Source organism: Brevundimonas sp., assembly GCF_035998205.1.
Taxonomy (GTDB): domain Bacteria; phylum Pseudomonadota; class Alphaproteobacteria; order Caulobacterales; family Caulobacteraceae; genus Brevundimonas.
In genome coordinates this window covers 28,533-54,756 of the sequence record NZ_DASYHT010000002.1, presented here as the reverse complement: position 1 = coordinate 54,756, position 26,224 = coordinate 28,533, and the positions used below count along the sequence as shown (strand labels likewise).

The window sequence follows — 26,224 nt, the reverse complement described above, 5'->3', positions numbered from 1 at the left end:
CAGCCCTTGCGGCGCGGCGCGGACTCGGACACCACCCCCTGATGGCCATCCCTCCCGGCTCCAGACCCCGCGACCGCCCGGCGACCGAGGCGGCGATCATCGCCGCCGCCGAACGCCTGCTGCTGCGCGACGGCTGGAGCAGCCTCAACGTCAACGCCCTCGCGGCCGAAGCGGGCGTGGATCGCAAGCTGATCTACCGCTACTTCGAGGGTGTGGAGGGCGTGGTCGAACGCGTGGCCGGGCGACTTGACCTGTGGCTGGGCGAGACCCTGGCGGCCCTACCGCCCAGCCAGGCCACCTCCTACCGCGCCTTTGCCCGCGAAACCCTTCTGGCCTACCTGCAGGCGCTCCGGTCCGGTCCGCTGATCCTTCGGATCGTGGCCTGGGAGCTCAGCGTCGACACCCCCCTGCTTCGCCGGCTTGAAGCGGCGCGGTCCGGCGTCCTGCAGCAGTGGATGGCGGCCCGCCGCCCGCATCTCCCTCTGCCCGAGGGCGTCGATGTGGTGGCGTTCAACGTGATCCTGCTGGCCGCCGTCCAGCATCTTGCCCTCGCTGAAGCCAGCCGCGGCCGCTTTGGCGGCGTCACCCTCGATGACGCCGGCTGGGCCCGGATCGAGGCCGCCATCGACCGGCTGCTCGAGGCCTGGCCCGCCTGACCCCCGTCCCTCCCGCCCGGAGGGCCCTTTCCCGAAACGAGAGCACGACCATGCCCGACATCCGCATCGGCGGCGTCCGCCTGCACTACACCCTCGACGGCGACGGGCCGGAGACCCTCGTCTTCGTCCACGGCCTGATGCTCGCTTCGGAATCGTGGGAGCGACAGGTGGCCCACTTCGCCGGGCGATACCGGGTCCTGACCTTTGACCTGCGCGGCCAGGGCCGGTCGGAGCACCCCCGGGCCGGCCTCGACCTCGACAATCTCGCCGCCGACACCGCCGAGCTGATTCACACGCTCGGGCTCGGCCCCTGCCATCTGGTCGGCTTCTCCATGGGGACCTTCGTGGCCCTGCGGGTCGCGGCGCGTCGTCCCGAGCTGGTCCGCACCCTTACCCTCATCGGGCCGAGTGCAGAGGCAGAGGAGCCGGCCAATCTGCCGCGCTACCGGCTGCTCATCGGCCTGGTCAAGGCGATCGGACCCGCGCCCTTCACCCGGCCGCTGATGAAGATCCTGTTCGGCGACACCTTCCTGAAGGATCCCGCGCGCCGGGCCGAGGCCGAGCGCTGGCGTGGCTATCTGCGCCGCCTGCCCCGCGCCCTCGCCCGGGCCGCCGCAGCCTCCGCGGGCCGCCGCGGCGTCGAGGCGGAGCTGGCCTGGATCAGGGCCCCCACCCTGGTTGTCTCGGGCGACGAGGACCGGCCGATCTCCCCGACCCGCGCCCGCGCCGTGCACGCCGGCATTCCCGGCAGCCGGTTCGTCGCCGTGCCGGCCACCGGCCATGCGGTGATGATCGAGCGGCCGGCCCGCTTCAACGCCCTGCTCGAGGGCCACATCTCGGGCGCAGCAACCTAGCGCGCGCAGGCCCTGTCCATGTCGGCGAAGTGAGCCGTCTCGCCCTCGGGCGCGACGCGGGGCGGCTCCAGGGTGGTGACGATCGCCGCCCCGCCCTCGAGGGTCCGGTGCACGGGACAGCGGTCGGCGATCTCCAGCATGCGGGCGCGCTGGGCCGCGTCCAGCTCGCCCTCCAGCGTCAGGGTGCGCTCGAACAGGTCCGCCGGGGTCTCGCCCTTGCGTTTGGCGTGCCGCACCTCGACCCCGACCCGGGTCAGGGGCGCGCCCTTGTGCTCGGCGTACAGCCTCAGGGTCATGGCGGTGCAGGCGCCCAGCCCCGCCGCCACCAGCTCATAGGGATTGGGGCCCGAGCCCAGCCCGCCGACGCTCGTAGGCTCGTCGGCCAGCAGCACGGCGCCGCCGGCCTCGACCTGCACCTGGAACCTGCCGGCGCCGGTCTCGGTCACCCGCACCGTCCCGTCGGCGGGGGCCCCGGGCGCCTCGGCCGGGACCGCCTCCAGATAGCGCGAGGCCCAGCCGGCGATGACCTTCGCGGCATAGGCGGCGTCGGCCGCGTCGGACAGCAGATGGTCCGCGTCGTCCAGCGAGACGAAGCTCTTCGGATGCCGCGCGGCCACGAAGATCTTGCCCGCCTCGTCGATGCTGACGATCTCGTCGCGCGGGGAATGCAGCACCAGCAGGGCGCGGTCGAGGTCGCGCAGCCGCGCCCCCTGGTCCTGGGCCCGCAGGTCCTCGGCGAAGCGGCCGCTGACGCGCACGGGGCGGCCGCCGAGGTCCGCCTCGTGATGCTGTTCCGCCGCCAGCCCCTCGGCCCCCAGCACCTTGAGCACATGGTCCGGGTCGAACGGCGCGCCGATCACCGCCACGGCGCGGACGGAGTCGATCTGGCCCGCCGCGGCGATCACCGCCGCCCCGCCGAGGCTGTGGCCGACCAGCAGCTGCGGCGCGCAGCCTTCCTTCGCCAGATGCCCCGCCGCCGCGACCAGATCGCCGACGTCGCAGCTGAAGCCCGCCGGCGCGGCAGGATCGCCCGGCCCGTCGCCCAGGCCGGCGAAGTCCAGCCGCAGCGTCCCTACCCCTTCGGCCGCCAGGGCCCGGGCGATGCGGGTGGCCGCCAGGTTGTCCTTGCCGCAGGTGAAGCAGTGGGCGAAGAGGGCCCAGGCCCGGGCCTGTCCCGCCGGCCGGTCCAGCCGCGCGCGCACCGCCCGGCCGCCGGGGGTGACGAAGTCGAGGGGCTCGCTCTGCATGGTCGGTCTCCGCGCCGCTGGGCCCCTTACCTAGGCGCCCGACCGCCCCGCCGCGACCCGCGTGCGTTTTCTCGCCCGCGGCGGGAACCGCCCCGGGGCCGGCGTGTTCTCCCGGTGCGCCGCCGATGTCATCCCCCCGTCCGGCGGCGCGCGAAGCGGCCCGGCGCATACGCCCCCCCGACAGACCGCCGGGCCGCTTCCCCCTCTCCCTCACCTCCCCCGCCAGCCGCCTTTGCGGCCCCGCCCCCCCGTGCGCCGTGGTAAGGTGTCGCGGCATCACGGGGAGGGGACCCATGCCCGAGTTCTACGGCGCCGGTCACGGCGATTTCTTCTGGCACGAGCTGACCACGCCGGACCCGGAGGGCGGCGCGGAATTCTACCGTCGCGTCCTCGGCTGGGAGTCGGTGGCCCAGCCCATGGGCGACTTCACCTACCGGTTTTTCCAGCGCGACGGCCAGCGCCTCGGCGGGATCATGGCCATGGAGGGGGACGCCTGGAAGGGCATCGCCCCGCACTGGATGCTCTATGTCGCCGTCGCCGACATCGAGGCGGCGAAGGCCGAGGTCACGGCGGCCGGCGGCCGGGTGCTGCACGGGCCGTTCGACGCCCCGGGCGTGGGCCGGATGATGGTCATCTCCGACCCGCAGGATGCGGTCCTGACCCTGATCCAGCCCGCGCCGGAGATGGCCGCCGGCGCTTGACCGCCCGCGCGATCCGCGTAGGGTCGCCGCGTTCTCCCGGGGGCCGCGTCAGGCGGCTGAGATAGGGCCGCGCCCTGACCGGTCGAACCTGATCCGGGTCATGCCGGCGAAGGGATGGGAATAGCTCCGCTCATCCTCGCGCAAGCGGGGACCTCGGTCCTTGAGCGGGACAGGCCGGTTCCTGCGTCGGCGCAGCCCTCCCACCGGAGGCCGCCATGAACGTGCACGTCGATCCCGCCCAAACCCCGCTGGCCGAGGCCAAGAAGCGCGTCGAGACCGCCACCGGCTCGGTGCCCACGGGCCCGCGCCCCGGCGGCCGCAAGATCTACGAATCCGGCGTGCTGTACCCGCACCTGCGCGTGCCGCACCGCGAGATCGCCGTGCACCCCTCGGCCAATGAGCCGCCGGTGGTCACCTATGACGCCTCGGGCCCCTACACCGACCCGGAGGCCAGCATCGACATCGACCGCGGCCTGCCCGAGGTGGTCGGCGTCCAGTGGCGGCTCGACCGCGGCGACATCGCCGTCGAGACCCGGCGGCGCGAGGTCAGGCCGGAGGACAACGGCCATGCCTCGGGCAAGCACCTGGCCCCCGCCTTCGACGACAGCCGCCGCACCGTCTACCGGGGCCTCAGCGGCCGGCCGGTGACCCAGATGGAGTACGCCCGCGCCGGGGTCATCACCCCGGAGATGGAGTATGTGGCCATCCGCGAGAACCTGGCCCGCGACCGGGCCCGCGAATGGATCCGCGACGGCGACCCGATGGGGGCCGAGATCCCCGACTTCGTCACCCCGGAGTTCGTGCGCGACGAGGTCGCCCGCGGCCGCGCCATCATCCCGGCCAACATCAACCACCGCGAAGTCGAGCCGATGGCCATCGGCCGCAACTTCCTGGTCAAGATCAACGCCAACATCGGCAACTCCGCCGTGCTGGGCTCGGTCGCCGACGAGGTCGACAAGCTGGTCTGGGCCACCCGCTGGGGCGCCGACACGGTCATGGACCTGTCCACCGGCCGCAACATCCACAACATCCGCGACTGGATCATCCGCAACAGCCCGGTGCCGATCGGCACCGTGCCGATCTACCAGGCGCTGGAGAAGGTCGGCGGCGTGGCCGAGGACCTCAACTGGGACGTCTTCCGCGACACCCTGATCGAACAGGCCGAGCAAGGCGTGGACTATTTCACCATCCACGCCGGGGTGCGCCTTCCCTTTGTCCCGCTGACGGCGAAGCGGGTCACCGGCATCGTCTCCCGCGGCGGCTCGATCATGGCCAAGTGGTGCCTGTCGCACCACAGGGAGAGCTTCCTCTACGAGCACTTCGAGGACATCTGCGACATCATGCGGGCCTATGATGTCTCGTTCAGCCTCGGCGACGGCCTGCGCCCGGGCTCCATCGCCGACGCCAATGACGAGGCCCAGTTCGCCGAGCTGCGCACGTTGGGGGAACTCACCAAAATCGCGTGGGAGAAGGGCTGCCAGGTCATGATCGAGGGCCCCGGCCATGTGCCGATGCACAAGATCAAGGCCAACATGGACGAGCAGCTGAAGCACTGCGGCGAGGCGCCCTTCTACACCCTCGGGCCGCTGACCACCGACGTCGCCCCCGGCTATGACCACATCACATCGGCCATCGGGGCGGCCATGATCGGCTGGTTCGGCACGGCCATGCTCTGTTACGTCACGCCCAAGGAGCACCTCGGCCTGCCGGACCGCCAGGACGTCAAGGACGGTGTCATCACCTACAAGATCGCCGCCCACGCCGCCGACCTGGCCAAGGGCCACCCGGCCGCCCGCGCCTGGGACGACGCCCTTTCCCGCGCGCGCTTCGAGTTCCGCTGGGAGGACCAGTTCAACCTCGGCCTCGACCCGGAAACCGCCCGCGAATACCACGACGAGACCCTGCCCAAGGAGGCGCACAAGACCGCCCACTTCTGCTCCATGTGCGGCCCCAAGTTCTGCTCGATGAAGATCAGCCAGGACATCCGCGACGCGGCCGCGGCCCAGAACGACGCGGGCGGCAGCCTGGACGCCGCGGCGGCCGAAGCCGGCATGCGCGAGATGGCGGAGAAGTTCCGCGCGGGGGGTGGCGTGGTGGAGGTGAAGGTGTAGCTGACACCGCGAAAATCTGTTTAGATCGCTCATCCCCGCCTCCGAGGAGTATCGAAGATTGATAATTCGAAGCTTTGAGATCGGCGGACTTTGGGGCCGCGACAGCGTGATATCCTCAAGTCTCGACCCCAAGATGAATATAGTCACGGGACGAAATGGATCTGGAAAGACCACAGCCCTGAAACTGCTTTGGTATGTCGTTAGCGGCAATTTCGTCCAAGCGCGGCGCGAGATGGACTACGACTACATCAAAGTCGAAACAGACATTTACAACATCATCGCCACAAAGCGCTCCAGCGCCGAGACGCGAATCGAACTTGAGATCGACGGCAATCGCAAAGTACTCGAAGATGGCCGCGATGATGACGGAGATATATTTTTTGATGCGGAGGAGGCCGCAAAGGAAATTCTAGAGGAAAAGGGAAGTTCTCTTTTCTTCCCGACTTTCCGCCGACTTGAGGGTGGATTCGCGACGGAAAACTCTGCGAAGTACATGCAGACTCACTCTGGACTCCTGTCCAATCGGGTCAGTCGCGCTCGAGGAGAGTTGGAGGACGCACTATCAAACGTTTCCCGAAGCATGAGCAACGGAGATCATAGATTCGTGTCGTCTATATCCACGAACGATATTGTCGAACTTCTTATAAAGAAGTACGCGGACATGACTGAGCTCTCCAGCAACTTTCAGCGCAGGGTATCCCAAGAAGTTATTGACGACATTAGGGCATTCCAGAGTCGGGCCGAGGCCGGCCAAACCGCCCAATCGGTTCTTGAGGCCGTTAAAAAGAAGATCGAATCGATAGACGCGGATCGAGAAAGAACCTTTGCGCCATTCGACGCAATTCAGGAGACAGCCACCCGGGTCCTTCAGCATGTAGGAATCAACATAACTGGACGAATTCGCTTTGGCGAAGCAGCAAATGCGATAAACTCCTCATCGCTCTCGGCAGGCGAGAAGCAATTCTTGAGCTTTATATGCTATAACGCATTCTACAATAACTGCGTAATATTTATAGACGAGCCAGAACTTAGCCTCCATGTGGATTGGCAGAGAACGCTTTTCGATGAACTGGAAACGCAAGGCACAAACAATCAGTTCATCGTAGCAACTCACTCTCCGTTTATATATACAAGATACAAAGACAAAGAAATCGCCCTCAATCCCGACCGGGGAAGCGAGATCGGCTAGATGGTCGATTACTCGGCAGATGAGGCCATAGAGACCGCAAGAAGATCCCGACTTCCCACTGTTTTTACAGAGGGAATTGACGATTACTTCATATTCCGCAGGCTTCAGGGCTTGGTAAAGGACACCGGCGCGTCATTTTTGCCTCTAGGCGGCAAGACGTCAGTCCTTTCTGTATTTGACCGACGGGCAGAGTTGGCCGGCGGGCAAGTAGCATTCATAGTTGATATGGATTTTTGGCTTTTTGAGGGCGTACCCGCTCAGTATCATTCGCCGTTTCTCACGACTACGAATGGCTATTCAATAGAAAATGATCTTTACGTAGATGGTGAGTTTGAACGGCTACTTGAACATGACGAACAGGTTGCGTTTCAGAGAGACCGGAATTCTCTATGCAGATGGTTTGCTAGAGAAGTAGAAATTCGATCAACAGGTCAGGCCGCATTGGTGGACCTTCACGTTGATCAGATTTTGGATCGCCATGGTGAAATCCAACCTGATACTGCCAACAGGCGAGGAATTGACCTAGTTAACAATGAATCCGTAACCCTCATAAGTTCTGACTACAAACGACTGATTAGAGGGAAAACGCTCCTGCAAGCCTTGTTGCGGCATCTATCTTACAAAGGTCGCTCCGTCCGCCATCATCATAAGTCACTCATGGAAATGGCTGTCGTGAATGAAGGCCGCCTTTTGAAACAGATCGCCGAGCAGGTGCGAATTGCACTGTCGCAGCCGATCACCCCCAATTAGCTGGGGCACAGATGTTAGGCTTGGGACAGGCTCACTCGTAGAGGAGACGACCTCTGGCGCCAGGTGCAGGGGCGCAGGGCCAGTTCCGGCCTCCGCTTCCTCGGCGTTGCGGCCCTCCGCCAGCACGGCCAAGGCCTCGTGCATCCCCTGTCGTCAATCCGGGCGAAGCGAAGCGCAGACCTGGAACCCGGGCGCTCTGGCTCCCGGCTTGCGCCGGGATGACGACGGGGCGCGCCTCTCCTCCCCCGCCTGCGGGGGAGGGGGACCGCGCGAAGCGTGGTGGAGGGGGCGGCCGCAAGCGCCGCGCCTGACCTCGCCCCCTCCACCCTCCTCCGCCCTCCGGGCTCCGGACGGTCCCCCTCCCCCGTATGCTCCGGTACGGGGGAGGAGAGCGGCCCCCTTGCCAGCGCGCCTGAAAGCCCGGCGGAATGCGGTCGTGCGGGAGACGCCCATGCCCCTGAGCGACAGCGCCTATGAGCAGGAGATCCTCGATGCGGTCGCGGCGTACGGCTGGTTCTGCACCGCCGTGCACGATCCCGACGGGCGCGCGCCGGACTTCGCCTATTCGGTGGGCTTCACCGAGACGCTGCGCCAGCCGGAGGTCATCGTCTTCGGCCTCCCCCACGAGGTCGCCCACGGCCTCCTGTGGGAGGTGTTCCGGAGGCTGCAGGGCGGCAAGAGTCTCGAAGACGGCCAGGTCTGGTCGCATCTGCTGGAGGGTTATGACGGCGTCCTGCGACGCGTTCACCCCAGCCAGGTCATCCGCGAGCATCTGAACTCGGCCATGTGGTTCTGGGGCGACCCGGCGCAGCGGGGCGAGCCGCTCAGCGCCTTCCAGCTGGTCTGGCCGGACCGGGCCGGTCGCTTCCCGTGGGATCGCGGCTGCGTGCAGGCCGTGCGCGACCGCCAGCCGGCCCTCTACCTGCCACGCGAGGGGTAGGTCGGCGGCGCCGTCGCGCGACCCCGGCGGGCCGTAACCCCCACCCTTTCGGCTTTCCAGTCGCTGCGCGCCTGGAGCCTCAAGCCCTCTCCCGCCGGGAGAGGGGGGGCGCTCTCCCTTCCCCCTCGAGGGGGGAAGGGTCGGGGATGGGGGTGAGTGCGCCGTTGGCGAAAGAGGGGGCGCAAGAGGCGGGGGCGCCGCCCGCGCGCGACCTTTGAGGGCGCGGGTTCACCCCCACCCCAACCCTCCCCCCTTGAGGGGGAGGGCTTCCGGTGTGCGCCGCGACGCCGCTGTGCCCGCTGTGATGAACCTGCTCCGGCGAGGACAGCCGGCCGGCGTCGGCGCTGACACCCCTCATCCGAGCCGCTCCGCGGCCCACCTTCTCCCACAAGGGGAGAAGGAAGACGCGTCCTACCCCTACCCCTACCCCTACCCCTGCGCCCCGCACGGAATGTCGCACCCCCTTTGCCGCCGGCCCGCCGCCCCGGCTAAGGTCTGTGACACCATAACAATCCGGAGGAATGCATGACGTCCGCCCGTCGCCTGGCGCTCGCCGCCGCCCCGCTCGCCCTGGCCCTCGCCTGCGCCGCTTCCCCGGTCCTCGCCCAGAGTGGCCGCGACGTCGGCAACGCCGGCCTGACCGCCATGGCCCCGGCCTCGCCGGTGCGGGCCGTCAATTTCGTGGCGCAGGCGCCGGTGGGCGGGACGCTGGTGCTGCCGCTGGCCTCGGCCGCGGATGTGGAGACGCGCGGCGCGGCCCTCAGCGCCGCCGACCGCGCCATCGTGGCCCGCGCCCTGACCCAGGCGGCCTTCGGCTATGGCGCGCGCGACGCCCTGACCCTGCGCGGGCTGGAGAGCGTCGACCGGGTGCAGGTGATCGGCCTGGGCTCGGGGGCGCTGGACGCCCAGACCGCCGGGGCCGTGGCCGGGCGCGCCCTGGCCGGCGAGACCGGGGCCGTGACCCTCGACGCCCGCGGGCTGGACGCGGCCGTCGCCGCCGAGCTGGCCACCGGCTTCGGCATCGCCGCCTACCGCCCCGACCTGCACAACACCACCCGCGCGCCGGCCCCGTCGACGCCCCTGACCGTGGTCACTGGCGACGCCGCCGGGGCCGAGGCCGCCTGGCGCCGCGGCGAGGCCCTGGTCGCCGCCATGCACTTCGCCCGCGACCTGTCGAACGAGCCGGCCAACATCCTCTATCCCGAGACCTTCGTGGAGCGCACCCGCGCCGCCTTCGCCGGGGTGCGCGGGGTCGAGATCACCGTGCTCGACGAGCGCGAGATGGAGCGGCTGGGCATGGGCGCCATCCTCGGCGTCGGCCGCGGCTCGGAGCGTCCGCCGCGCATGCTGGCGGTGCGCTACCGCGGCCCGGGCGCGAGCGGCGACGGCCCGGTCGTGCTGGCCGGCAAGGGCATCACCTTCGACACCGGCGGCATCTCCATCAAGCCGTCCGCCGGCATGGGCGCCATGAAGATGGACATGTCCGGCGCCGCCTCGGTGGTGGCGACGGTGCTGGCCCTGGCCCGTTCGGGCGCCCCGGTCGATGTGGTGGCCATCGCCGCCCTGGCCGAGAACATGCCCGACGGCGACGCCATCCGTCCGGCCGATGTGCTGACCGCCTACAACGGCCGCACCATCGAGATCATCTCCACCGACGCCGAGGGCCGGCTGGTGCTGGCCGACGCCCTGTCCTGGGCCGACGCGACGATGAACCCGGCGGCGATCGTCGATGTGGCCACCCTGACCGGCGCGGTCGGCACGGCCCTGGGCGACGACTACGCCGGCCTGTTCAGCCGCCACGACGCCCTGGCGGACCAGCTGGACACGGCCGGCCGCACCACCGGCGAGCGCCTGTGGCGCCTGCCGCTGCACCCGACCTACGCCCGCGACACCTCCTCGCCGATCGCCGACATCAAGAACTCGGGCGACGGCGGGGCCGGGGCCGGCACCGGGGCCCACTTCCTCGGCTTCTTCGTGCGCCCGGAGACGCCCTGGGCCCACCTCGACATCGCCGGGGTCGACAATGTCAGCGGCGACGCGACCCGCCCCGGCGGTTCGGCCGGCTTCGGCGTGCGCCTGCTCGAGCGCTTCGTGCGCGACTTCCGCCCGGTGCCGCGCGAACCGGGCACGGGGGGCAGCTGAAAGGGCGCTCCTCCCCCAGGTGAATAGAGGGCTGTTCCGCGACAGAAGCCCTCCCCCTCGAGGGGGGAGGGTTCGGGTGGGGGTGGACCCGCCCCCTGTCCGGACAGACGCCTGAGACGGGACCGCCTCCAGCGTTCCCTCCGCCAGACGCAGCGCCCCCACCCCCATCCCCGACCCTTCCCCCCTCGAGGGGGAAGGGAGGGGAGACGGGGCTCCCTACCGCCTGCCCCTGCCGACTACCCCTGGGCCTTCGCCCCGCGTCGGCGGCTCATCACCAGCCCGGCCACCGCCAGTCCGCTCACCACCAGGGCTGCAAGCCCGATCAGCGGACGCACCGCCAGCCAGGCCAGGGCGATGGTGACGCCGCCCACCAGGACGGCCAGCAGCACGGCGACCAGCCCGGTCCCGGCTCCGATCAGCGCCCCCAGCGGCGGCAGCACATCGGCCAGCACCTTCAGCGGGTTGAGGATCAGCCCGAAGCCGATGGCCAGCAGCAGCACCCCGACCCCGCGCAGGATCCACGACAGCATCTGGTTGCCTTCCTTGACCTGCCGGATCACCTCGGCGGCGGGCACATTGCCGGCGCGCAGCTCGAAGATCTGGTTGCCGTTGGTGGCGGCGTGGGGCGTCAGGTCCGCGCCGGACTGGCGGCCGACGACGGTGACCTGACCGGCCGGGGCCATGGCGTAGCGGATGCGCACGTCGCCGACCTGGGGCTGCGTCGGGTTCTGGCCGACATACAAGGCGTCCTCGACCACGGCGACCGGCCGGCCCAGACGCTGGGCTGCAGTCTCGGCCTCGGCCGCCGTCGGCCGCAGGGCCTCGCCGGCCGGCAGGCGCTCGAGCGCCTCCTGGGTCAGGCGGTACGGCCCCATGCGGGCCTCGACCGGGGTCAGGTCGGCGTCGCCGGTCCAGGGCGCCGGATTGGTCCGCCCCTGCGGCTGGGCGAAGCCGCTGGAATCGACCGGGTCCGGCGACCAGCCCTGGGCATAGCTGTAGGTCGTGACCGTCTCCTGCCCGCCGCCCAGCTTGGTGCGGGTCTCGGAGCTGGCGGTCTCGGTCCACTGGTAGAACTCGACCGTCCGCATGAGGCGCAGGCCGGTGACGGTCTTGCCAGTGGCCTCGTCGACCAGCGGTTCGGTCGCGGCCACCTGGCCGACGACGTGGACCAGCTTGCCGTCGAGCGCCGGATCGATCCGGTCGGCCGGGGCGCTGACGACGGTGCGGCCGGCCTCGTCGGCGGCGCGGCTGGCGTCGACCGAGCGCCGCTCGTTGCCGGCCAGCAGCACGAGGCCGCCGATCAGCAGGACGAGGCCGACGAGGATGCCGCCGAAGGCGGACCCCAGGCGCTGCAGCCAGGAGGTGGAAGTGGTGCGGGTGAAATTGTCCTGGGACATGGGCGAAAGGACCTCGCGGCAGGCATGACAGGAAGGGGCGCGGACGGTGGCCGCCCGCGCCCCGACGGTTCAGCAGGTCGAACCGGCTTACGGCGTCTCGGTGATCGACAGGGTGGCGCGGGCGGTGCCGCCGCTGAAGGTGCCGACCCAGATGTCATAGACACCCGACTGCGGGCGGCTGAAGCGCACCTCGGCGTCACCGTCGCCGAACGAGTCGTCATCGCAGTACCAGCGGCCGTCCGGGCCATTGATGATCAGGGTGGTGTCCGCCGAGGAGATGGTGCGGAACACCAGCGGCAGCGAGCCGGCGCGGTAGGTGACCTGGAAGTCGGGCGCGTTGCTGATCATGCCGGTGCAGGCGCCCGGCAGGTTGCCGCCGTTGACCGAACCGCCGGCGGTGATGCTGACGGTGTAGGGATCCGGAGTGAAGCCGGCGTTCAGCGAGATCTCGCCGAAGTTGGCGCGCAGGCTGGAATCCTGGGCCGAGGCGGCGCCGGCGGCGGTGACGGCGAGCGCGGCGACGGCGGCGGCGCGGATCAGGGTCTTGAAGGTCACGTGGGTCTCCTGGGAAGAAATGTCGCCGGAGGATCCGGCCGCCTGGCGCCGTGGGTCGGCGCCACATCAGGCTGTCCCCATCATGAAGCTTGGCCGCAGACGGCAAATCCCACGTTCGCGCCGCGGGCCTCCCGTGTTCATGGTATGCCGCCACGGTCGCCCGGCCGTCATAATGACCATGCGCCAGTCGCAGGAACTCCCGCGTGCCCCACGCCGTCGCCATCGTCGAGGACGACCCCTTCGTCCGCCGCCACCTCGCCCGTCTGATCGAGGCGCATGCCGAGCTCAAGCTGGTCGGCCAGGCCGGCGCCCTGGCCCAGGGCCGCGAGCTGCTGGCGGCCGATCCCGACCTGGTCGTCATCGACCTCGGCCTTCCTGACGGCAGCGGCCTCGACCTGATCCGCGAAGCCGCCGCCCGCACCCCGCCGCCGCGCTTGCTGGTCCTGACGGTGTTCGGCGACGAGAGCAGCGTCCTGTCGGCGGTGGCCGCCGGCGCCGACGGCTATGTGCTCAAGGACAGCGCCGACGAGGCCCTGTGCGCCGATATGATCGAGACCCTGAACGGCGGCTCGCCGATCTCCGCCTCGGTCGCCGCCTATCTGCTGCGCCGGCTGCGGCGCGACGAGGACGAGGCGCCTCCCGCCGAGGCCCCTGAAGCGCAGGCCAGTCCTGTCACCCCGCGCGAGGTCGAGCTGCTCAACCTGCTGGCCCGCGGCCTCAGCTACCGCGAGGTCGCCGGGGCCCTGAACATCTCGCACCACACGGTCGGCGCCCACATCAAGGCCATCTACCGCAAGCTGGCCGTCAACTCGCGCTCCGAGGCGGTGTTCGAGGCGGTCCAGAGCGGGCTGATCCGGCTGTGAGCGTCCCCGGCGACCGGCTGGAGGCGCTGGAGCGCCGGCTCGCCCGGCAGGACCGGCAGCTGGCCGAGGCGCGCGAGCGGCGCGAACTGGTGCGCGACATGCACGACGGCGTCGGCGGCCGGCTGGTGGCCCTGCTCACCCGCGTGCGCGAGGCGCCGCCGGACCAGGCCGAGCTGGCCGCCTCGGTGCAGGCCTCGCTGGATGATCTGCGGCTGGTGGTCGATGCGCTGGACAGCGCCGGCGATCCGCTCGACGTGGCGCTGGCGGTCTGGTGCGAGCGCATGCGGCCGCGCCTGCGCAGCGAGGGCGTGGCCCTCTCCCTGCACGCCCCCGTGACGGCGCGGACAGTCGACACCGATGGCTACGGCCCGCGCGAGATGATGACGCTGCTGCGCGTCGTGCACGACAGTCTGGGCCTGGCGCGCGAAGCCGGGGCGCGCGAGGTGCAGGTGGTGCTTCAGCCCCTGCCGGACGGCGGCGCCCGCATCGAGGTGCGCAGCGAAGGCGCCCGGCTCAGCGTCCCCGCCGTCGCCCTGACGGGCGGCCGTTTCGGCCTGATGCAGCGGCGCGCCGAGCGCATCGGCGCCCGTCTGACCGTCGACGAACGCCCCGGCGGCCCTCTCTTCCGGCTTGACCTGAATCGCCCGACCCGGCCACGGCAGGATGTCGCGGCGCCGTCGCCCGACGTCGCCTGACAGTAACGCACCCATGTCTTTCCAGACCGATCGCGGCCCGGCCGCGCGCGCGGCGCAGCCCGACCGTCTCGACGGCGCCCTGGCGCGGCTCCTGCCGGGAACGCCCCCGGCCTGGCGCGCCCTGATCGGCCTGCTGCTCGCCATTCTTCTGGTGCAGGGCCTGTTCTGGGGCACCTTCTACTCGCCTTGGATGCCCGGCGCCTCGACCGCCAAGATCGAGCGCATCGCCTTCACCTCGATCACGGTGGCGCAGATCAAGGCGCCCACCGCCGCGTCCGCCGCCGCCGCCGAACACGTCACCGCCCAGCTGCCGTATACTCACTGTTGCGAGCCCGCCTACCTGTCGCTGCGACTGGGCTTCGACCTGCCCGAGGTTCCGGCCGAGGGCCTCGGCCTCGCCGCCTTCCACCAGGTCGACAACTTCACGGTCAGCGTCAACGGAACCCTGCTCAGCACCCGCGGCCGCATGGAGATCGGCCGCCAGACCTACAGCGGGCAGAAGCCGCTGACCCTGCGCATCCCCGCCGGACTGCTGCAGCCCGGCGCCAACGAGATCCACACCATCCTCGTGCGCGACGGCCTGCCCTACGCCGACCTCTATCCCCCGATCCTCGGCCCCTGGGCACAGATCGAGGCCTGGGCCACGCCCAAGCTCTGGGTGGTCAACGAGTACCGCCAGATCGCCGGCTGGACGACCTTCCTGATCGGCCTGTTCGCCGCCGTGCTGGCGATCCGCTCGGACCAGCGCCGCATGGCGGTCTGGCTGGTCGTCCTGTGCTGGGGCTGGACCGCCTACGCCCTCTATGGCCTGTGGCTGAACGTTCCGCTGACCGGCATGGGTCGGCTGTCGGTGTTCTTTGTCGTGAACGGGCTGATTCCGGCCGCCCTGCTCGGCTTCATCGACGCCTGGACTGGCCGGCCGATCCCGCGGCTGCAAGCCGTCGTCGCCATCGCCACGGGCGTCTACTTCGCCGTCTGCCTCGGCCTGATCCACGGCCTGCCCATGCCCGACGGCTACGATCGCGCCTCGGTGGTCTGGACGAACTGGTCCGTCGCCCTCGGCCTCGCCTTCGCCGCCCGTCTCGCCTGGCACTTCGTCAGCACCCGCGAGCCGCGCCGGATCGAGGCGGGTCTGCTGTCGATCATCGGCGTGTGCGTGATCCTCGACGCCCTCGGCCAGGTGTTCGGCCTCAACCCCGGCGCTTTTGTGCTCGATGCCGCCCCGGTGCTGCTGCTGGCCCTCGCCCTGGCCTACATCCAGCGCAACGTCCGCCTGTTCCAGTCGTCGGTCAGCCTCAGCCACCTGCTCTCCGCTCAACTGGCCGAGCGCGAGGCCGAGCTGCGCGAGGTCCACGTCCGCGAGCGTGAGCGCGTCCGCCTGCAGGCCTACGACGACGAGCGCCGGCGCATCATGCGCGACATGCACGACGGCCCCGGCTCCGAGCTGGTCGGCCTGCTGCTGGCCTCGCGTCGCGGCGCCGCGACCCCGACCGAGGTGGCCGAGGGCCTCCAGTCGGTGATCGACGAGATCCGGCTGATGGTCGACTCCATGGACTCGGTGGGGGAGTCGCTCGGCTCGGCCCTGGCCGTGTTCCGGAGCCGCATGCAGCCGCGCATCGAGGCCGCCGGCTTCTCCTTCCACTGGCGCGACCCGGCGATGGCCGAGCTCCCCGACTATCCGCCGCGCACCGTGCTGCAGATCTTCCGCGTCCTGCAGGAGGCCGTCACCAACGCCCTCAAGCACTCCGGTGGCGGCCGCATCGAGATCGAGCTGGAGCCCGGCGACCCCGCCGCCGGGACCGGCCCGGTCCTGACCGTGCGCGACGACGGGCAGGGCCTGCCCGCCACGCCCGGCGCCGCCGGCCGCGGCCTCGCCAACATGCGCCGCCGCGCGGAGTCGATCAGCGCGACGCTCGACCTGGTCACCGAAGGCGCGGGCACGGCGGTGCGGCTCGGCCTGCCGGCGGGGGAGACGCATCCTTCGGCCCTCTGAGGCATTTGGCCCGGATGCAAACCTGGCTGTTCCGGGTGGCGCAGATGGGGCGCCGGCTTGCGCCCCGCATCGGGCTTCAGACCGCGGCCTCGCTGGCGGCGATCGTCGCCGCGCCGATTCTCGGCCCGCAGGTCCCGGGGGCCTGGCTCGGCCGGCTGGGCGAGGGCGCGCTGGACTCCGTCCTGACGCTGCTGGCCTCCTCCATGCTGCCGGTGGCCACCTTCTCCATGGCCAGCATCGTCTCGGCCCATGCCGCGGTGCTGGGCAACGCCAGCCCGCGCGCCGCGGCCCTGATGATGGAGGACCGCAGCGCCCTGCGCGCCGTCAGCGCCTTCGTCGGGGCCTTCGTCTACAGCGTGCTGGGCCTCGTCGCCCTCGCCACCGGCCAGTATGGCGCCGGGGCGCGGCTGCTGCTGTTCCTCGTGACCTTCGGCGTGGTCATCTGGGTGATTGTCCGCCTCGTCACCTGGGTCGACGCCCTGACCCGCATGGTGCGGGTGCGCGACGCGGTGAAACGGGTCGAGCACGAGCTGGGCTGCGCTCTGGAAGGATGGACGGCGCGCCTCGGCGGCGCCCCTGACGGCCCCCTGCCCGCCGAAGCGGCGCCGGTGTTCGCATCCCGCGTCGGCTATATCCAGATGATCGATCTCGAAGCGCTCGACCGGCTCGCCGGCGAGGCCGGGGTCACCGTCCAGCTGGCCCGGCTGCCGGGCGACTTCGTCATGCGCTCGCACCCGCTGCTGCATGTGCTGGGCGGCGCGCTGGACGAGGCGCAGCGCGAGCGCCTGCGCCGCACGGTGGTGGTCGATGATCGCCGCGACTACCGCCAGGATCCGCGCTTCGGCCTGGTGGTGCTGGGCGAGATCGCCTCGCGCGCCCTGTCGCCCGGCATCAACGACCCGGGCACGGCGATCGACGCGATCGGGGCCGCCGTCCGCGTCCTGAGCACCGGCGCCGCGCCCTGCTGGTCGGGCGATACCGCCGTGAAATGGTCCCGGGTTCGCGTGCCGGAATCGGCCGTCAGCGCCGCCCTGACCGACGTGTTCAGACCCATCGCCCGCGACGGCGCCGGCTTCGTCGAGGTGCAGCTGGCGCTGCAGCAGGCGCTGGAGGAGCTGGCCCGGGTCGAGGCCCCCGGCTTCACCGCCGCCGCCACGACCGCCTCACGACAGGCCCTCGCCCGCGCCGAGGCCGCCCTCACCCTCGAGGCCGACCGGGCCGAGGTGCGCGACGCCGCCGCGTGGAGCGGCTGGGCCGAGTCATCGAGGTTGAGACCGGCGCCGTTGAAATGACTCCCAATCCTCAGCGTCGATCCACCCGGGGCGAGACGTCAGAGTCTTCGAGGATGAGAAGCCCGGCTCCAGGATTCAGCTTGGTTGAGACCGCTACGCGCCGAGTCGCGCTGAGTGAGCCACGCGATCGCGCGCAGCACTGATCGGGACGCGCGGGCCATAGCCTTGGATCCGGCCTCATACGGCCGGCTACGCGACTCACGGCTGAACGAGACGCCTCCGTTCCCTGCTCCATGCGTGCGCTGTGCTGGAAGTCTGGCGACGCCGCTACAATGGAACCCGGCCGCCCAGGGGGCGTTCGATGCAAATCGCCTCAGTCGGAGATCTGGCCCTTAAGGCTTTCCCATGAAGGATCGTCCAGCGCGGCGTGGATCCGCGCGTAAATGGCCTCCCTCAAGAGCCCCCGGGTTTGGACGATCGAGACCACCTCTCGCGCAGTCCCCACGACCTTCATGATTGAGTCCAGCACAAGCGGGGTCTCCTCGTGCGCGCCCAATGGAGACTCCAAAACACGCGCCTCCAGCGCCTGATAGACATCGCCATACATGTTGGCCCGCTCCTGCAGCGATCTGCACGACGAGAAGTCGATCTCTTCAGGCAGGAGATCGATGATAATCTCGACAGCCCGCTCGAATACAGGGGTATTCATCTAGGGTCCTCGGTAGCTGACATCTGGCCAGACGGAGACTCGCCCTTGATCTGCGCTAGTGACCTTCCCCCTCCGGTCCCTCGATCATTGTGAGAGCCTTCGGGTTTGATGGTTGATCTCTGCCGCTGGCGGTAGCGGCCGGCCAGTGGAGCTGATCAGGCTGCGCAACCGGTCGGCCGCGGGGTTCAGCCGCACCGCTTCGGGCGTGAGCACACCATGCGCCGAGTGGGGCCCGCGGATGATTCTCACGTGAGGTGACGCAGGTCTCATCCGACCTGCGTCGAGTCTCACGGCAACTGCGTCAGGTCTCACCGTCCGTGACCCGGACCAGTTCAGCCATCCCCCTTACACGTCCACCTCGGCGTCCAGGGCGTTCTCCTGGATGAACTCGCGGCGCGGCTCGACCACGTCGCCCATGAGTTTGGCGAACAGGTCGTCGGCGTCGTCGGCGTGGTCGATCTTGACCTGCAGCAGGGTGCGGGCGTTGGCGTCCAGCGTGGTCTCCCACAGCTGTTCCGGGTTCATCTCGCCCAGACCCTTGTAGCGCTGGATCGACAGGCCCTTCTTGCCGGCGTCGAGCACGGCGTTGAGCAGGTCGATCGGCCCGCGGATGTCGGTCGACTTGTCCTTGCGGCGATAGACGGCGAGGCCGTCGAACACCCCTTGGAAGGCCCGCGCGCGCTCGGCCAGACGGCGGGCGTCCAGCGAGCGGATCAGCGTCTCCTCCAGCACAATGCTCTCGGACACGGCGCGGCGGGTGCGGCGGAAGACGACCGCCCCCTGCAGGCCCGACTCGCCGGTCCAGGCGCTGTCGCCGACCTCGGCGAAGCGGTCCATGCGGGCGGCGGCGGCCGGGGCCGCGGCGACCGGGTCGCCGGCCTCGTCGAACAGGCCGGCCAGGGCCGCCTGCTCGATGGCGAAGGCGGGCGCGCGGGTGGCCAGCCGGTCGACCAGCCCCTTGAAGGCCTTGGCCTCGCGCACCAGCGCCTGCAGGTCCAGGCCCAGGCGACGCTCGCCGCTGGCCAGGTCCAGCTCGGCCTCGGCGGAGCCTTCCTCGATCAGATAGGCGTCCATCTCCGCCTGGTCCTTGAGGTAGCGGTGCTGCTTGCCCTTCATGACTTTGTAGAGCGGCGGCTGGGCGATGTAGACGTGGCCGCGCTCGATCAGCTCCGGCATCTGCCGGTAGAAGAAGGTCAGCAGCAGGGTCCGGATGTGGGCGCCGTCGACGTCGGCGTCGGCCATCAGGATGATCTTGTGGTAGCGCAGCTTGTCGACGTTGAAGTCGTCGCGGCCGATGCCGGTGCCCAGCGCCAGGATCAGGGTGCCGATCAGGTCCGAGCTGAGCATGCGGTCGAACCGCGCCCGCTCGACGTTGAGGATCTTGCCCCGCAGCGGCAGCACCGCCTGGTTCTCGCGGTTGCGCGCCTGCTTGGCCGAGCCGCCGGCCGAGTCGCCCTCGACGATGAACAGTTCGGACTTGGCCGGATCACGCTCCTGGCAGTCCGCCAGCTTGCCCGGCAGGGAGCTGATCTCCAGCGCCGACTTGCGCCGGGTCAGCTCGCGCGCCTTGCGCGCCGCCTCACGGGCGGCCGCCGCCTCGACGATCTTGCCGACGATCAGCTTGGCCTCGACCGGGTGCTCCTCGAACCACTGGGCCAGACCCTCCTGGCACAGGCCCTCGACCGCCGGGCGCACCTCGGAGGAGACCAGCTTGTCCTTGGTCTGGGAGCTGAACTTGGGGTCCGGCACCTTGACCGACAGCACGCAGGTCAGGCCCTCGCGCGCGTCCTCGCCGGTGACCGAGACCTTCTCCTTCCGGGCCGAACCGGCCTGGTCGATGTAGCCGCCCATGACCCGGGTCAGGGCCGCGCGGAAGGCCGACAGGTGCGTGCCCCCATCCCTTTGCGGAATGTTGTTGGTGAAGCACAGCATGGTCTCGTGGTAGCCGTCGTTCCACCACAGGGCGAGATCGAGCTCGATCCCGTCCTTCTTGCCGCGGATGACGATGACGTCCTTGAGGATCGGCGACTTGGACTTGTCCAGGTGGCGCACGAAGGCCTCGACCCCGCCCTCGTAGTGAAGGATCTCCTCGAACGGCTCGGCCCCGCGGTGATCGGCCAGGCGGATCTTCACGCCGGAGTTCAGGAAGGCCAGCTCGCGCAGCCGGTGCTCCAGCGTCTTCAGGTCGAAGTCGATGGTCGAGAAGGTCGTGACCGACGGGTAGAAGGTGACCTCGGTGCCGGTCATCGGCTGGCCGGCGCGCGGCCCCTCGCTGCGGATCGGGGCCTCGCCCGTGACCTTCAGGCTCTCGACCGTGTCGCCCCGCTCGAAGCGCATCTCGTGCTGCTTGCCGTCGCGATAGATCTTCAGCTGCAGCCAGTCCGACAGGGCGTTGACCACCGACACCCCGACGCCATGCAGGCCGCCGGAGACCTTGTAGGAGTTCTGGTCGAATTTCCCGCCGGCGTGCAGCTGGGTCATGATGACCTCGGCCGCCGAGACGCCCTCTTCGGCGTGGATATCCGTGGGAATGCCGCGGCCGTCATCGGTGACGGTGACCGAGCCGTCGGCGTTGAGGATCACCTCGACGCGGGTGGCGTGACCGGCCAGCGCCTCGTCGATGGCGTTGTCCACCACCTCATAGACCATGTGGTGCAAGCCCGAGCCGTCATCGGTGTCGCCGATGTACATGCCCGGCCGCTTGCGCACGGCGTCGAGGCCCTTCAGCACCTTGATGGAGTCGGCGCCGTATTCGGTCTGGCCGGCGGCGTCGGCGGGGGTCGGATCGGTCATTCAGGTCGTGTTTCGAACAGGCCCGGCGCGCGGGCGGACGAGGGCGGCCGGCGGGGGAAGCGGCCCCCGCGAATCCGGCCGTCGCGAAGCGACCAGATATAAGGTTTCGGCGCGGAAAAGCGAGGAAAAGCCGCGTTTGTCCCGCCTTGAAACACCCGCTCGCAATGCCCCGCGCACAAATCGGTGATCGGCTTGACACCGGACCGCGGCGGTCGCGTTCTATCCCCATGCAAGTCCAGATCAGCGGCAAGCACGTGGATGTCGGCGAAGCGTTAGGCTCGCGCATCACCCAGGAACTGAACGACGGAGTCGGCAAGTACTTCGAGCGCGGCGGACAGGACGCCGAGGTGGTCGTCACCAAGGACGGTCACATGTTCAAGGTGGACTGCTGGGTCCGCCTGGCGTCCGGCCAGACCCTCTACACCACCGGCCTCGGCGGCGACGCCCACGGGGCCTTCACCGAGAGCCTCGACAAGCTCGAGAAGCGGGTCCGCCGCTACAAGCGCCGGCTCAAGAACCACCACGCCGGCCCACGCGGCCTGTCCCCGGAAAAGGAAGAGGACGCCGCCCGCGCCGTGGCCCGCAGTCTCGTGCTGCGCGACCCCGGGTCGGTTGAGGACGATCACTTTGGCGACGCCGGCAGCGAGGAGGAAGGCCCCCCGGCGGCCATGGTCATCGCCGAGACCGAGGCGCGCATCACCACCATGACCGTCGGTCAGGCGGTGCTGGAGCTCGACGTCACCGGCTATCCGGTGCTCGTGTTCCGCAATGCCGGCCACGGCGGCCTGTCGGTGGTCTACCGCCGACCGGACGGCAACATCGGCTGGATCGATCCGGAACGGACCCGACCCTCGAACGGCGCCGGCCACTAGGCCGTCGCCCTTTGCAAACCGGGGCGGAGCGTCTAAACGGGCGCCGCCCCGCCCAGGGTCCGCTTACGAGTCAGGCTCAGCCTCATGGATATCGTCGAGTTGCTGGCCGAGGACGGCGTTGTCCTGCGGACCGGCGTGTCGTCCAAGCGTCAGGCCCTCAACGCCCTCGCCACTCTGGCGGCGGAGCAGTTCGGGGTCGAGGAAGCCCGCACCGTCGAGGCCCTGCTCGAGCGCGAGGCGCTCGGCTCCACCGGTCTCGGCGGCGGCGTGGCCGTACCGCACGCCCGCATCGAGGGGCTGGAGCGGGTCTGCGGCCTGTTCATCCGGCTTGACCAGCCCGTCGCCTGGGCCGCCGTCGACGAACGCCCTGTGGACCTGATCTTCGGCCTGTTCGCGCCGCCGCGGGACGGGGCCGAGCACCTGCGGGCCCTCGCCGCCGTATCGCGCTTCCTGCGCAGCGCGGACCGTCGCGAGCAGCTGCGCACCGCCGGCTCGGCGGACGAGATCCTCGCCCTGCTGGTCGACGCCGCAACGGTCCGCGCCGCCTGATCCCCGGGCGCGGCGGTGCGACGCGGCCGGAAACCGGCCCGCCCGCCGAACCGGGGCTCGATTGTTACGCCGTAACTTTGTAGGGGAGGCGGATGGCGTCCGCCCTCACCGATCCCCTGGCCCTGTCCCTCATCGGGGGCGGTTTCGCCACGGCCCTGCTGCACGCGGCCCTGCCGACGCACTGGCTGCCGTTCGTACTGGTGGCCCGCGCCCAGGGCTGGCGTACGGCCCAGCTGACGGCGGTGACCACCGTCGCCGCCCTGGCCCACATCGTCTCCACCGCCCTTGTCGGCCTGCTGATCGTCGGCGCCGGCCTGGCGCTGGAAACCTGGGTCGAGGGCCTCGCCCCCCGGCTCGCCGCCGTCTTCCTCGCCCTGCTCGGCCTGTTCTACCTCGTGCGCGGCCTGCGCGCCCCGGCGCTGGCCGGCGCCGCCGGCGCCCTCGGCGAACCGCCCGCCGCGCCGGGCCACCGGGCCGCCGCCCTCGGCCTCGTCGCCCTGCTGGCCATCTCCCCGGGCGAGGTGCTGCTGCCCCTCTATCTGTCCGCCGCCGACCAGGGCGCCCCGGTGATCGCCGCCCTGACCCTGGCCATGGCGCTGGGCACCGTCATCGGCATGCTGGGCCTCGTGCTGCTGGCCCGCGCCGGAGCCCAGGCCCTGCGCCTCGACCGCTGGGCCCGCTACGAGCGGGTGCTGCTGGGCCTCGCCCTGCTCGGCCTGGCCCTTTTCGTCGCCCTGCGCGGCCACTAGGCTGAGCGCATGGCCCACGACGCCGCGCCCGGACACGCTCACGCCCACGGCCATCACCACGGCCATGGTCACGGCCATAGCCACCGACACGGACACGGGCATCACCACCATCACCACGCTCCGGCGGACACCGGCGACTGGCGCTACCTCGCCGGCCTGTCGATCAATCTGGTCTTCGTCATCGCCGAGGCAGCCGCCGGGCTGATCGCCGGCTCCGCCGCCCTGCTGGCCGACGCCGGCCACAACCTGTCCGACGTGCTCGGCTTGGCCATGGCCGGCGGCGCCGCCTGGCTGGCGCGCCGCGCCGCCAGCGCCCGGCGCACCTACGGCTTCGGCAAGGCGACGGTGCTGGCCGCCCTCGCCAACGCCCTGCTGCTGCTGGCGGCCTGCGGCTTCATCGCCTTCGAGGCGATCGAGCGGCTGGCGGATCCCCGGCCGGTCGAGTCCGGCATCGTCATGGCCGTGGCCGGGCTTGGCTTCGTCATCAATCTGGGGACGGCCCTGCTCTTCCTGCGCGACCGGCACACCGACCTGAACGCCCGCGGCGCCTATCTGCACATGCTGGCTGACGCCGGGGTATCGATCGGGGTGGTGATCGTCGGGGCCGGGGTGATGCTGACCGGCTGGACCCTGCTGGATCCGATCGCCAGCCTGGTGATCGTCGCCGTCATCCTGTTCGGCACCTGGGGGCTGCTGCGCGACTCGGTCGACCTGGCGCTGGACGCCGCCCCGGCAGGCGTCGAGGTGCCGGCGGTGCGCTCGGCGCTGGAGGGTCTGCCGGGCGTCAGCCGGGTGCACGACCTGCACGTCTGGGCCCTGTCGACGACCCGCACCGCCCTGACGGCCCATCTGGTGCACGACCGCCCCGACCCGGACGCCCTGCTGCGCGAGGCCCAGGCCGTGGCGCGCGACTTCGGCGTCGCCCACGCCACCCTGCAGCTCGAGACGGCCGAAGGCCCCGACTGTCCGGGCTGCTGACCTTTCGCACGGGCGCGCCGACGCCTAGATGGGCGGGATGAGCGACAAGATCCCCGTGACCGTGCTGACCGGCTACCTCGGCGCCGGCAAGACCACCCTGCTGAACCGCATCCTCACCGAGGACCACGGCAAGCGCTACGCCGTGATCGTCAACGAGTTCGGCGAGATCGGCATCGACAACGACCTGGTGGTCGGGGCCGACGAGGACGTGTTCGAGATGAACAACGGCTGCGTCTGCTGCACCGTGCGCGGCGACCTGATCCGCGTCGTCTCGGGCCTGATGAAGCGTCAACGACCCGGCAAGCCGGCGTTCGACGCCATCATCGTCGAGACCACCGGCCTGGCCGACCCCGGCCCGGTGGCCCAGACCTTCTTCGTCGACGAGGACGTCAAGGCGAAGACGCGGCTGGACAGCGTCACCGCCCTGGTCGACGCCCGCCATGTCATGGCCCGTCTGGACGACTCGAAGGAGGCCCGCGAGCAGGTGGCCTTCGCCGACCGCATCCTGCTGAACAAGACCGACCTGGCCACCCCGGCCGAGCTGGACGCGGTCGAGGCGCGGCTGCGCAGCCTCAACCCCCTGGCCCCGATCGTCCGCACCGAGCGCGCCGCCGTGCCGCTCGACCAGATCCTCGACATCGGCGCCTTCGATCTGGAGCGCGTCGTCGAGGTGCGCCCCGACTTCGTCAATCCGCCCCACGGCGCCGAGGGCCACGTCCACGACGACCACTGCGGCCATGATCACCATGACCATGACCATGACCATGACCATGGCCACGATCATCACCACCACGGCCATGACCACGGCCCGCGCGGCCACGCCCACAACGACGACGTCCGCGGCGTCGCCCTGTCGCTGGACCGCCCGGTCGACGGCCAGAAGTTCACCCGCTGGCTCGACGAACTGCTGGCCACCCGGGGGCAGGACATCCTGCGCGCCAAGGGCATCATCGACATCGCCGGCGAGGACCGGCGACTGGTGTTCCAGGCCGTGCACATGATCCTCGAGGGCGACCTGCAGCGCCCGTGGGGCGCGGACGAACGCCGCTGGTCCCGCGCCGTCTTCATCGGCCGCGACCTCGACGAGGCGGCCCTGAAGGCCGGCTTCGAGGGCTGCCTCGCTTGAGAGTAAGGCAGTTTTGCCTTACCTTGAAGCAAGGAGGCTCGCATGGTCACCCTGACCCTTACCGCCAAGAACCAGTTGACCCTTCGCAAGGAGGTCGTCCGGCACCTCGGTCTCAAGGCGGGCGACAAGGTCGAGGCGCAGTTGCGGCCGGACGGCAGGGTTGAGCTGGCGCCTCATCGGCCGCGGACCGGCAGCATCGCCGACGCCTTCGGCATCCTGGCCGTCAAGCCCGGCACGCCGCCCCTGAGTATCGAGCAGATGAACGAGGTGATCGCCGAGGGCTGGGCCGGCAAGGCGCCCCGACGCCCTTGAAGATCGCCCCGGACACCAATCTCCTCGTCCGGGTGGTCATGAACGATGACGCCGCCCAGGCGGCGATCGCCCGGCAGTGGCTTCTGGATGCCGAAGTGATCGTGCTCACCCTCCCGGCCCTGTGCGAAACCGCATGGGTTCTGAGGAGCTACTTCGGCGCGACGAACAGTGAGATCAGCCTCGCCATCCGGACGCTGACCGGAGCCGCCAATGTCGTCGTCGACGCCGAGGCCGTGGCCGCCGGTCTCGACCTGCTGGAGGCGGGCGGCGACTTCGCCGACGGGGTAATTGCCGCGTCAGGCCTGGCGATGGGCGCGGACATGTTCGTCACGTTTGACCGGGCCGCATCCCTGCGTCTGGCGCACCTCGGCCTTCCGGTCACGATCGCGGGGCCGCCTCAGAAATAGGCGACCAGCCGCCCCAGAACGACGACGCCCAGCCACAGGGCGAGCGACACCGCCGCCAGCAGCCGGGCGCCCGCCGGAATGGCCCCGTCCAGCCGCCGGAACAGGCTGCGGAAAACCGCCGCATTGAGCCCTGCCAGCCCGATCAGGCCCAGCTTGGCCAGGAACAGGGGCGATGCGGCCATGGCCCGGGCGTCGGCGGCGAACATCAGCACGCCGCTGACCACCATCACCACGAACCCGGCCAGGGCCAGCGGCGTCACGACCTCGGCCAGGGTCTGGGGCGCCAGCCGCCGGCCATAGCCGAGCAGCCGCAGGTCGAGCAGGCCGATGCCCCCGACCAGCAGCACCGCCCCTATCACATGGGCGGTGTTGGCGATCGGATAGACCAGCGCCTCGGACCCGGC

The 26,224-nt window shown here is 70.2% G+C and carries 25 protein-coding genes and 1 riboswitch; of the genes, 19 read left to right on the top strand and 6 right to left on the bottom strand.

The features are described 5' to 3' along the window. Positions 1 to 41 precede the first annotated feature (41 nt). Positions 42 to 656 (top strand): TetR/AcrR family transcriptional regulator, encoded by a 615-nt coding sequence (locus tag VGN74_RS00335; RefSeq protein WP_327445370.1) that lies wholly within the window; start codon positions 42 to 44, stop codon positions 654 to 656. Positions 657 to 706: 50 nt separating this feature from the next. After that, a complete protein-coding gene (locus tag VGN74_RS00330) occupies positions 707 to 1,510 on the top strand; it encodes an alpha/beta hydrolase (RefSeq protein WP_327445369.1) in 804 nt (267 codons plus the stop codon). On the opposite strand, the gene VGN74_RS00325 is transcribed toward VGN74_RS00330, so the two are convergent. After that, positions 1,507 to 2,757, bottom strand: coding sequence for a bifunctional alpha/beta hydrolase/OsmC family protein (locus VGN74_RS00325; RefSeq protein ID WP_327445368.1), 1,251 nt, complete (start codon positions 2,755 to 2,757; stop codon positions 1,507 to 1,509). The two genes, VGN74_RS00330 and VGN74_RS00325, sit on opposite strands and share 4 nt — an antisense overlap. 293 nt (positions 2,758 to 3,050) lie before the next feature. On the opposite strand from VGN74_RS00325, the gene VGN74_RS00320 reads away from it, so the two are divergent. From VGN74_RS00320 to VGN74_RS00295, 6 genes are all read left to right on the top strand, one after another. Further along, positions 3,051 to 3,458 carry a VOC family protein gene (locus VGN74_RS00320; protein ID WP_327445367.1) on the top strand — a complete coding sequence of 136 codons (408 nt, stop codon included), beginning with the start codon at positions 3,051 to 3,053 and terminating at the stop codon, positions 3,456 to 3,458. Between the two features lie 26 nt (positions 3,459 to 3,484). Further along, a riboswitch (TPP riboswitch) is annotated at positions 3,485 to 3,591 on the top strand. 82 nt (positions 3,592 to 3,673) lie between these two features. Further along, positions 3,674 to 5,569, top strand: a complete 1,896-nt coding sequence (gene thiC / locus VGN74_RS00315) for a phosphomethylpyrimidine synthase ThiC (RefSeq protein WP_327445366.1) — start codon at positions 3,674 to 3,676, stop codon at positions 5,567 to 5,569. A 58-nt stretch (positions 5,570 to 5,627) separates the two neighbouring features. Next, positions 5,628 to 6,758, top strand: coding sequence for an ATP-binding protein (locus VGN74_RS00310; RefSeq protein WP_327445365.1), 1,131 nt, complete (start codon positions 5,628 to 5,630; stop codon positions 6,756 to 6,758). After that, the gene (locus VGN74_RS00305) at positions 6,759 to 7,508 is read left to right on the top strand and encodes a DUF4435 domain-containing protein (protein WP_327445364.1); all 750 of its coding nucleotides are present in this window, start codon (positions 6,759 to 6,761) and stop codon (positions 7,506 to 7,508) included. A 451-nt stretch (positions 7,509 to 7,959) separates the two neighbouring features. After that, positions 7,960 to 8,448 carry a DUF4262 domain-containing protein gene (locus tag VGN74_RS00300; RefSeq protein WP_327445363.1) on the top strand — a complete coding sequence of 163 codons (489 nt, stop codon included), beginning with the start codon at positions 7,960 to 7,962 and terminating at the stop codon, positions 8,446 to 8,448. Positions 8,449 to 8,973: 525 nt separating this feature from the next. Beyond that, entirely contained in the window at positions 8,974 to 10,590 is a 1,617-nt protein-coding gene (locus tag VGN74_RS00295) for a leucyl aminopeptidase (RefSeq protein WP_327445362.1), read from the top strand. Between the two features lie 236 nt (positions 10,591 to 10,826). Here VGN74_RS00295 and VGN74_RS00290 read toward each other — a convergent pair whose 3' ends face one another. Continuing rightward, complete coding sequence (locus VGN74_RS00290; protein ID WP_327445361.1) at positions 10,827 to 11,987, bottom strand: TMEM43 family protein; 1,161 nt, start codon at positions 11,985 to 11,987, stop codon at positions 10,827 to 10,829. Between the two features lie 87 nt (positions 11,988 to 12,074). After that, positions 12,075 to 12,542: a peptidase S1 gene (locus VGN74_RS00285; protein ID WP_327445360.1), complete on the bottom strand. Its 468-nt coding sequence runs from the start codon at positions 12,540 to 12,542 to the stop codon at positions 12,075 to 12,077. A 203-nt stretch (positions 12,543 to 12,745) separates the two neighbouring features. Between VGN74_RS00285 and VGN74_RS00280 the strand changes: the two genes are divergently transcribed. The 4 genes from VGN74_RS00280 to VGN74_RS00265 are packed head-to-tail and all read left to right on the top strand — an operon-like array spanning position 12,746 to position 17,385. Beyond that, positions 12,746 to 13,405 (top strand): response regulator transcription factor, encoded by a 660-nt coding sequence (locus VGN74_RS00280; RefSeq protein WP_327445359.1) that lies wholly within the window; start codon positions 12,746 to 12,748, stop codon positions 13,403 to 13,405. Next, entirely contained in the window at positions 13,402 to 14,100 is a 699-nt protein-coding gene (locus tag VGN74_RS00275) for a hypothetical protein (protein WP_327445358.1), read from the top strand. Before VGN74_RS00280 ends, VGN74_RS00275 begins: the two co-directional genes overlap by 4 nt. Before the next feature lie 13 nt (positions 14,101 to 14,113). Beyond that, positions 14,114 to 16,093 (top strand): sensor histidine kinase, encoded by a 1,980-nt coding sequence (locus VGN74_RS00270; protein ID WP_327445357.1) that lies wholly within the window; start codon positions 14,114 to 14,116, stop codon positions 16,091 to 16,093. 14 nt (positions 16,094 to 16,107) lie between these two features. Next, positions 16,108 to 17,385: a DUF2254 domain-containing protein gene (locus VGN74_RS00265; protein WP_327445356.1), complete on the top strand. Its 1,278-nt coding sequence runs from the start codon at positions 16,108 to 16,110 to the stop codon at positions 17,383 to 17,385. Positions 17,386 to 17,698: 313 nt separating this feature from the next. Here the strand turns inward: VGN74_RS00265 and VGN74_RS00260 are convergent, their stop codons facing one another. Both VGN74_RS00260 and gyrB read right to left on the bottom strand, forming a co-directional pair. Beyond that, on the bottom strand, positions 17,699 to 18,034 hold the full coding sequence (locus VGN74_RS00260) for a hypothetical protein (RefSeq protein ID WP_327445355.1): 336 nt from the start codon (positions 18,032 to 18,034) through the stop codon (positions 17,699 to 17,701). Between the two features lie 345 nt (positions 18,035 to 18,379). Further along, positions 18,380 to 20,827: a DNA topoisomerase (ATP-hydrolyzing) subunit B gene (gyrB, locus tag VGN74_RS00255; protein WP_327445354.1), complete on the bottom strand. Its 2,448-nt coding sequence runs from the start codon at positions 20,825 to 20,827 to the stop codon at positions 18,380 to 18,382. A gap of 227 nt (positions 20,828 to 21,054) precedes the next feature. Between gyrB and hpf the strand changes: the two genes are divergently transcribed. The 7 genes from hpf (at position 21,055) to VGN74_RS00220 (ending at position 25,820) form a co-directional block, all read left to right on the top strand. Continuing rightward, positions 21,055 to 21,699 carry a ribosome hibernation-promoting factor, HPF/YfiA family gene (gene hpf, locus VGN74_RS00250; protein WP_327445353.1) on the top strand — a complete coding sequence of 215 codons (645 nt, stop codon included), beginning with the start codon at positions 21,055 to 21,057 and terminating at the stop codon, positions 21,697 to 21,699. Positions 21,700 to 21,783: 84 nt separating this feature from the next. Then, entirely contained in the window at positions 21,784 to 22,248 is a 465-nt protein-coding gene (locus tag VGN74_RS00245) for a PTS sugar transporter subunit IIA (protein ID WP_327445352.1), read from the top strand. 92 nt (positions 22,249 to 22,340) lie between these two features. Continuing rightward, complete coding sequence (locus tag VGN74_RS00240; RefSeq protein WP_327445351.1) at positions 22,341 to 22,997, top strand: hypothetical protein; 657 nt, start codon at positions 22,341 to 22,343, stop codon at positions 22,995 to 22,997. 9 nt (positions 22,998 to 23,006) lie between these two features. Then, the gene (locus tag VGN74_RS00235; protein ID WP_327445350.1) at positions 23,007 to 23,975 is read left to right on the top strand and encodes a cation diffusion facilitator family transporter; all 969 of its coding nucleotides are present in this window, start codon (positions 23,007 to 23,009) and stop codon (positions 23,973 to 23,975) included. A 37-nt stretch (positions 23,976 to 24,012) separates the two neighbouring features. Further along, positions 24,013 to 25,101 (top strand): GTP-binding protein, encoded by a 1,089-nt coding sequence (locus VGN74_RS00230; RefSeq protein ID WP_327445349.1) that lies wholly within the window; start codon positions 24,013 to 24,015, stop codon positions 25,099 to 25,101. 42 nt (positions 25,102 to 25,143) lie between these two features. Then, a complete protein-coding gene (locus VGN74_RS00225; RefSeq protein ID WP_327445348.1) occupies positions 25,144 to 25,413 on the top strand; it encodes an AbrB/MazE/SpoVT family DNA-binding domain-containing protein in 270 nt (89 codons plus the stop codon). Then, positions 25,410 to 25,820, top strand: a complete 411-nt coding sequence (locus VGN74_RS00220) for a type II toxin-antitoxin system VapC family toxin (RefSeq protein ID WP_327445347.1) — start codon at positions 25,410 to 25,412, stop codon at positions 25,818 to 25,820. Before VGN74_RS00225 ends, VGN74_RS00220 begins: the two co-directional genes overlap by 4 nt. On the opposite strand, the gene VGN74_RS00215 is transcribed toward VGN74_RS00220, so the two are convergent. Continuing rightward, positions 25,811 to 26,167, bottom strand: a complete 357-nt coding sequence (locus VGN74_RS00215; protein WP_327445346.1) for a hypothetical protein — start codon at positions 26,165 to 26,167, stop codon at positions 25,811 to 25,813. The two genes, VGN74_RS00220 and VGN74_RS00215, sit on opposite strands and share 10 nt — an antisense overlap. Between the last annotated feature and the right edge of the window lie 57 nt (positions 26,168 to 26,224).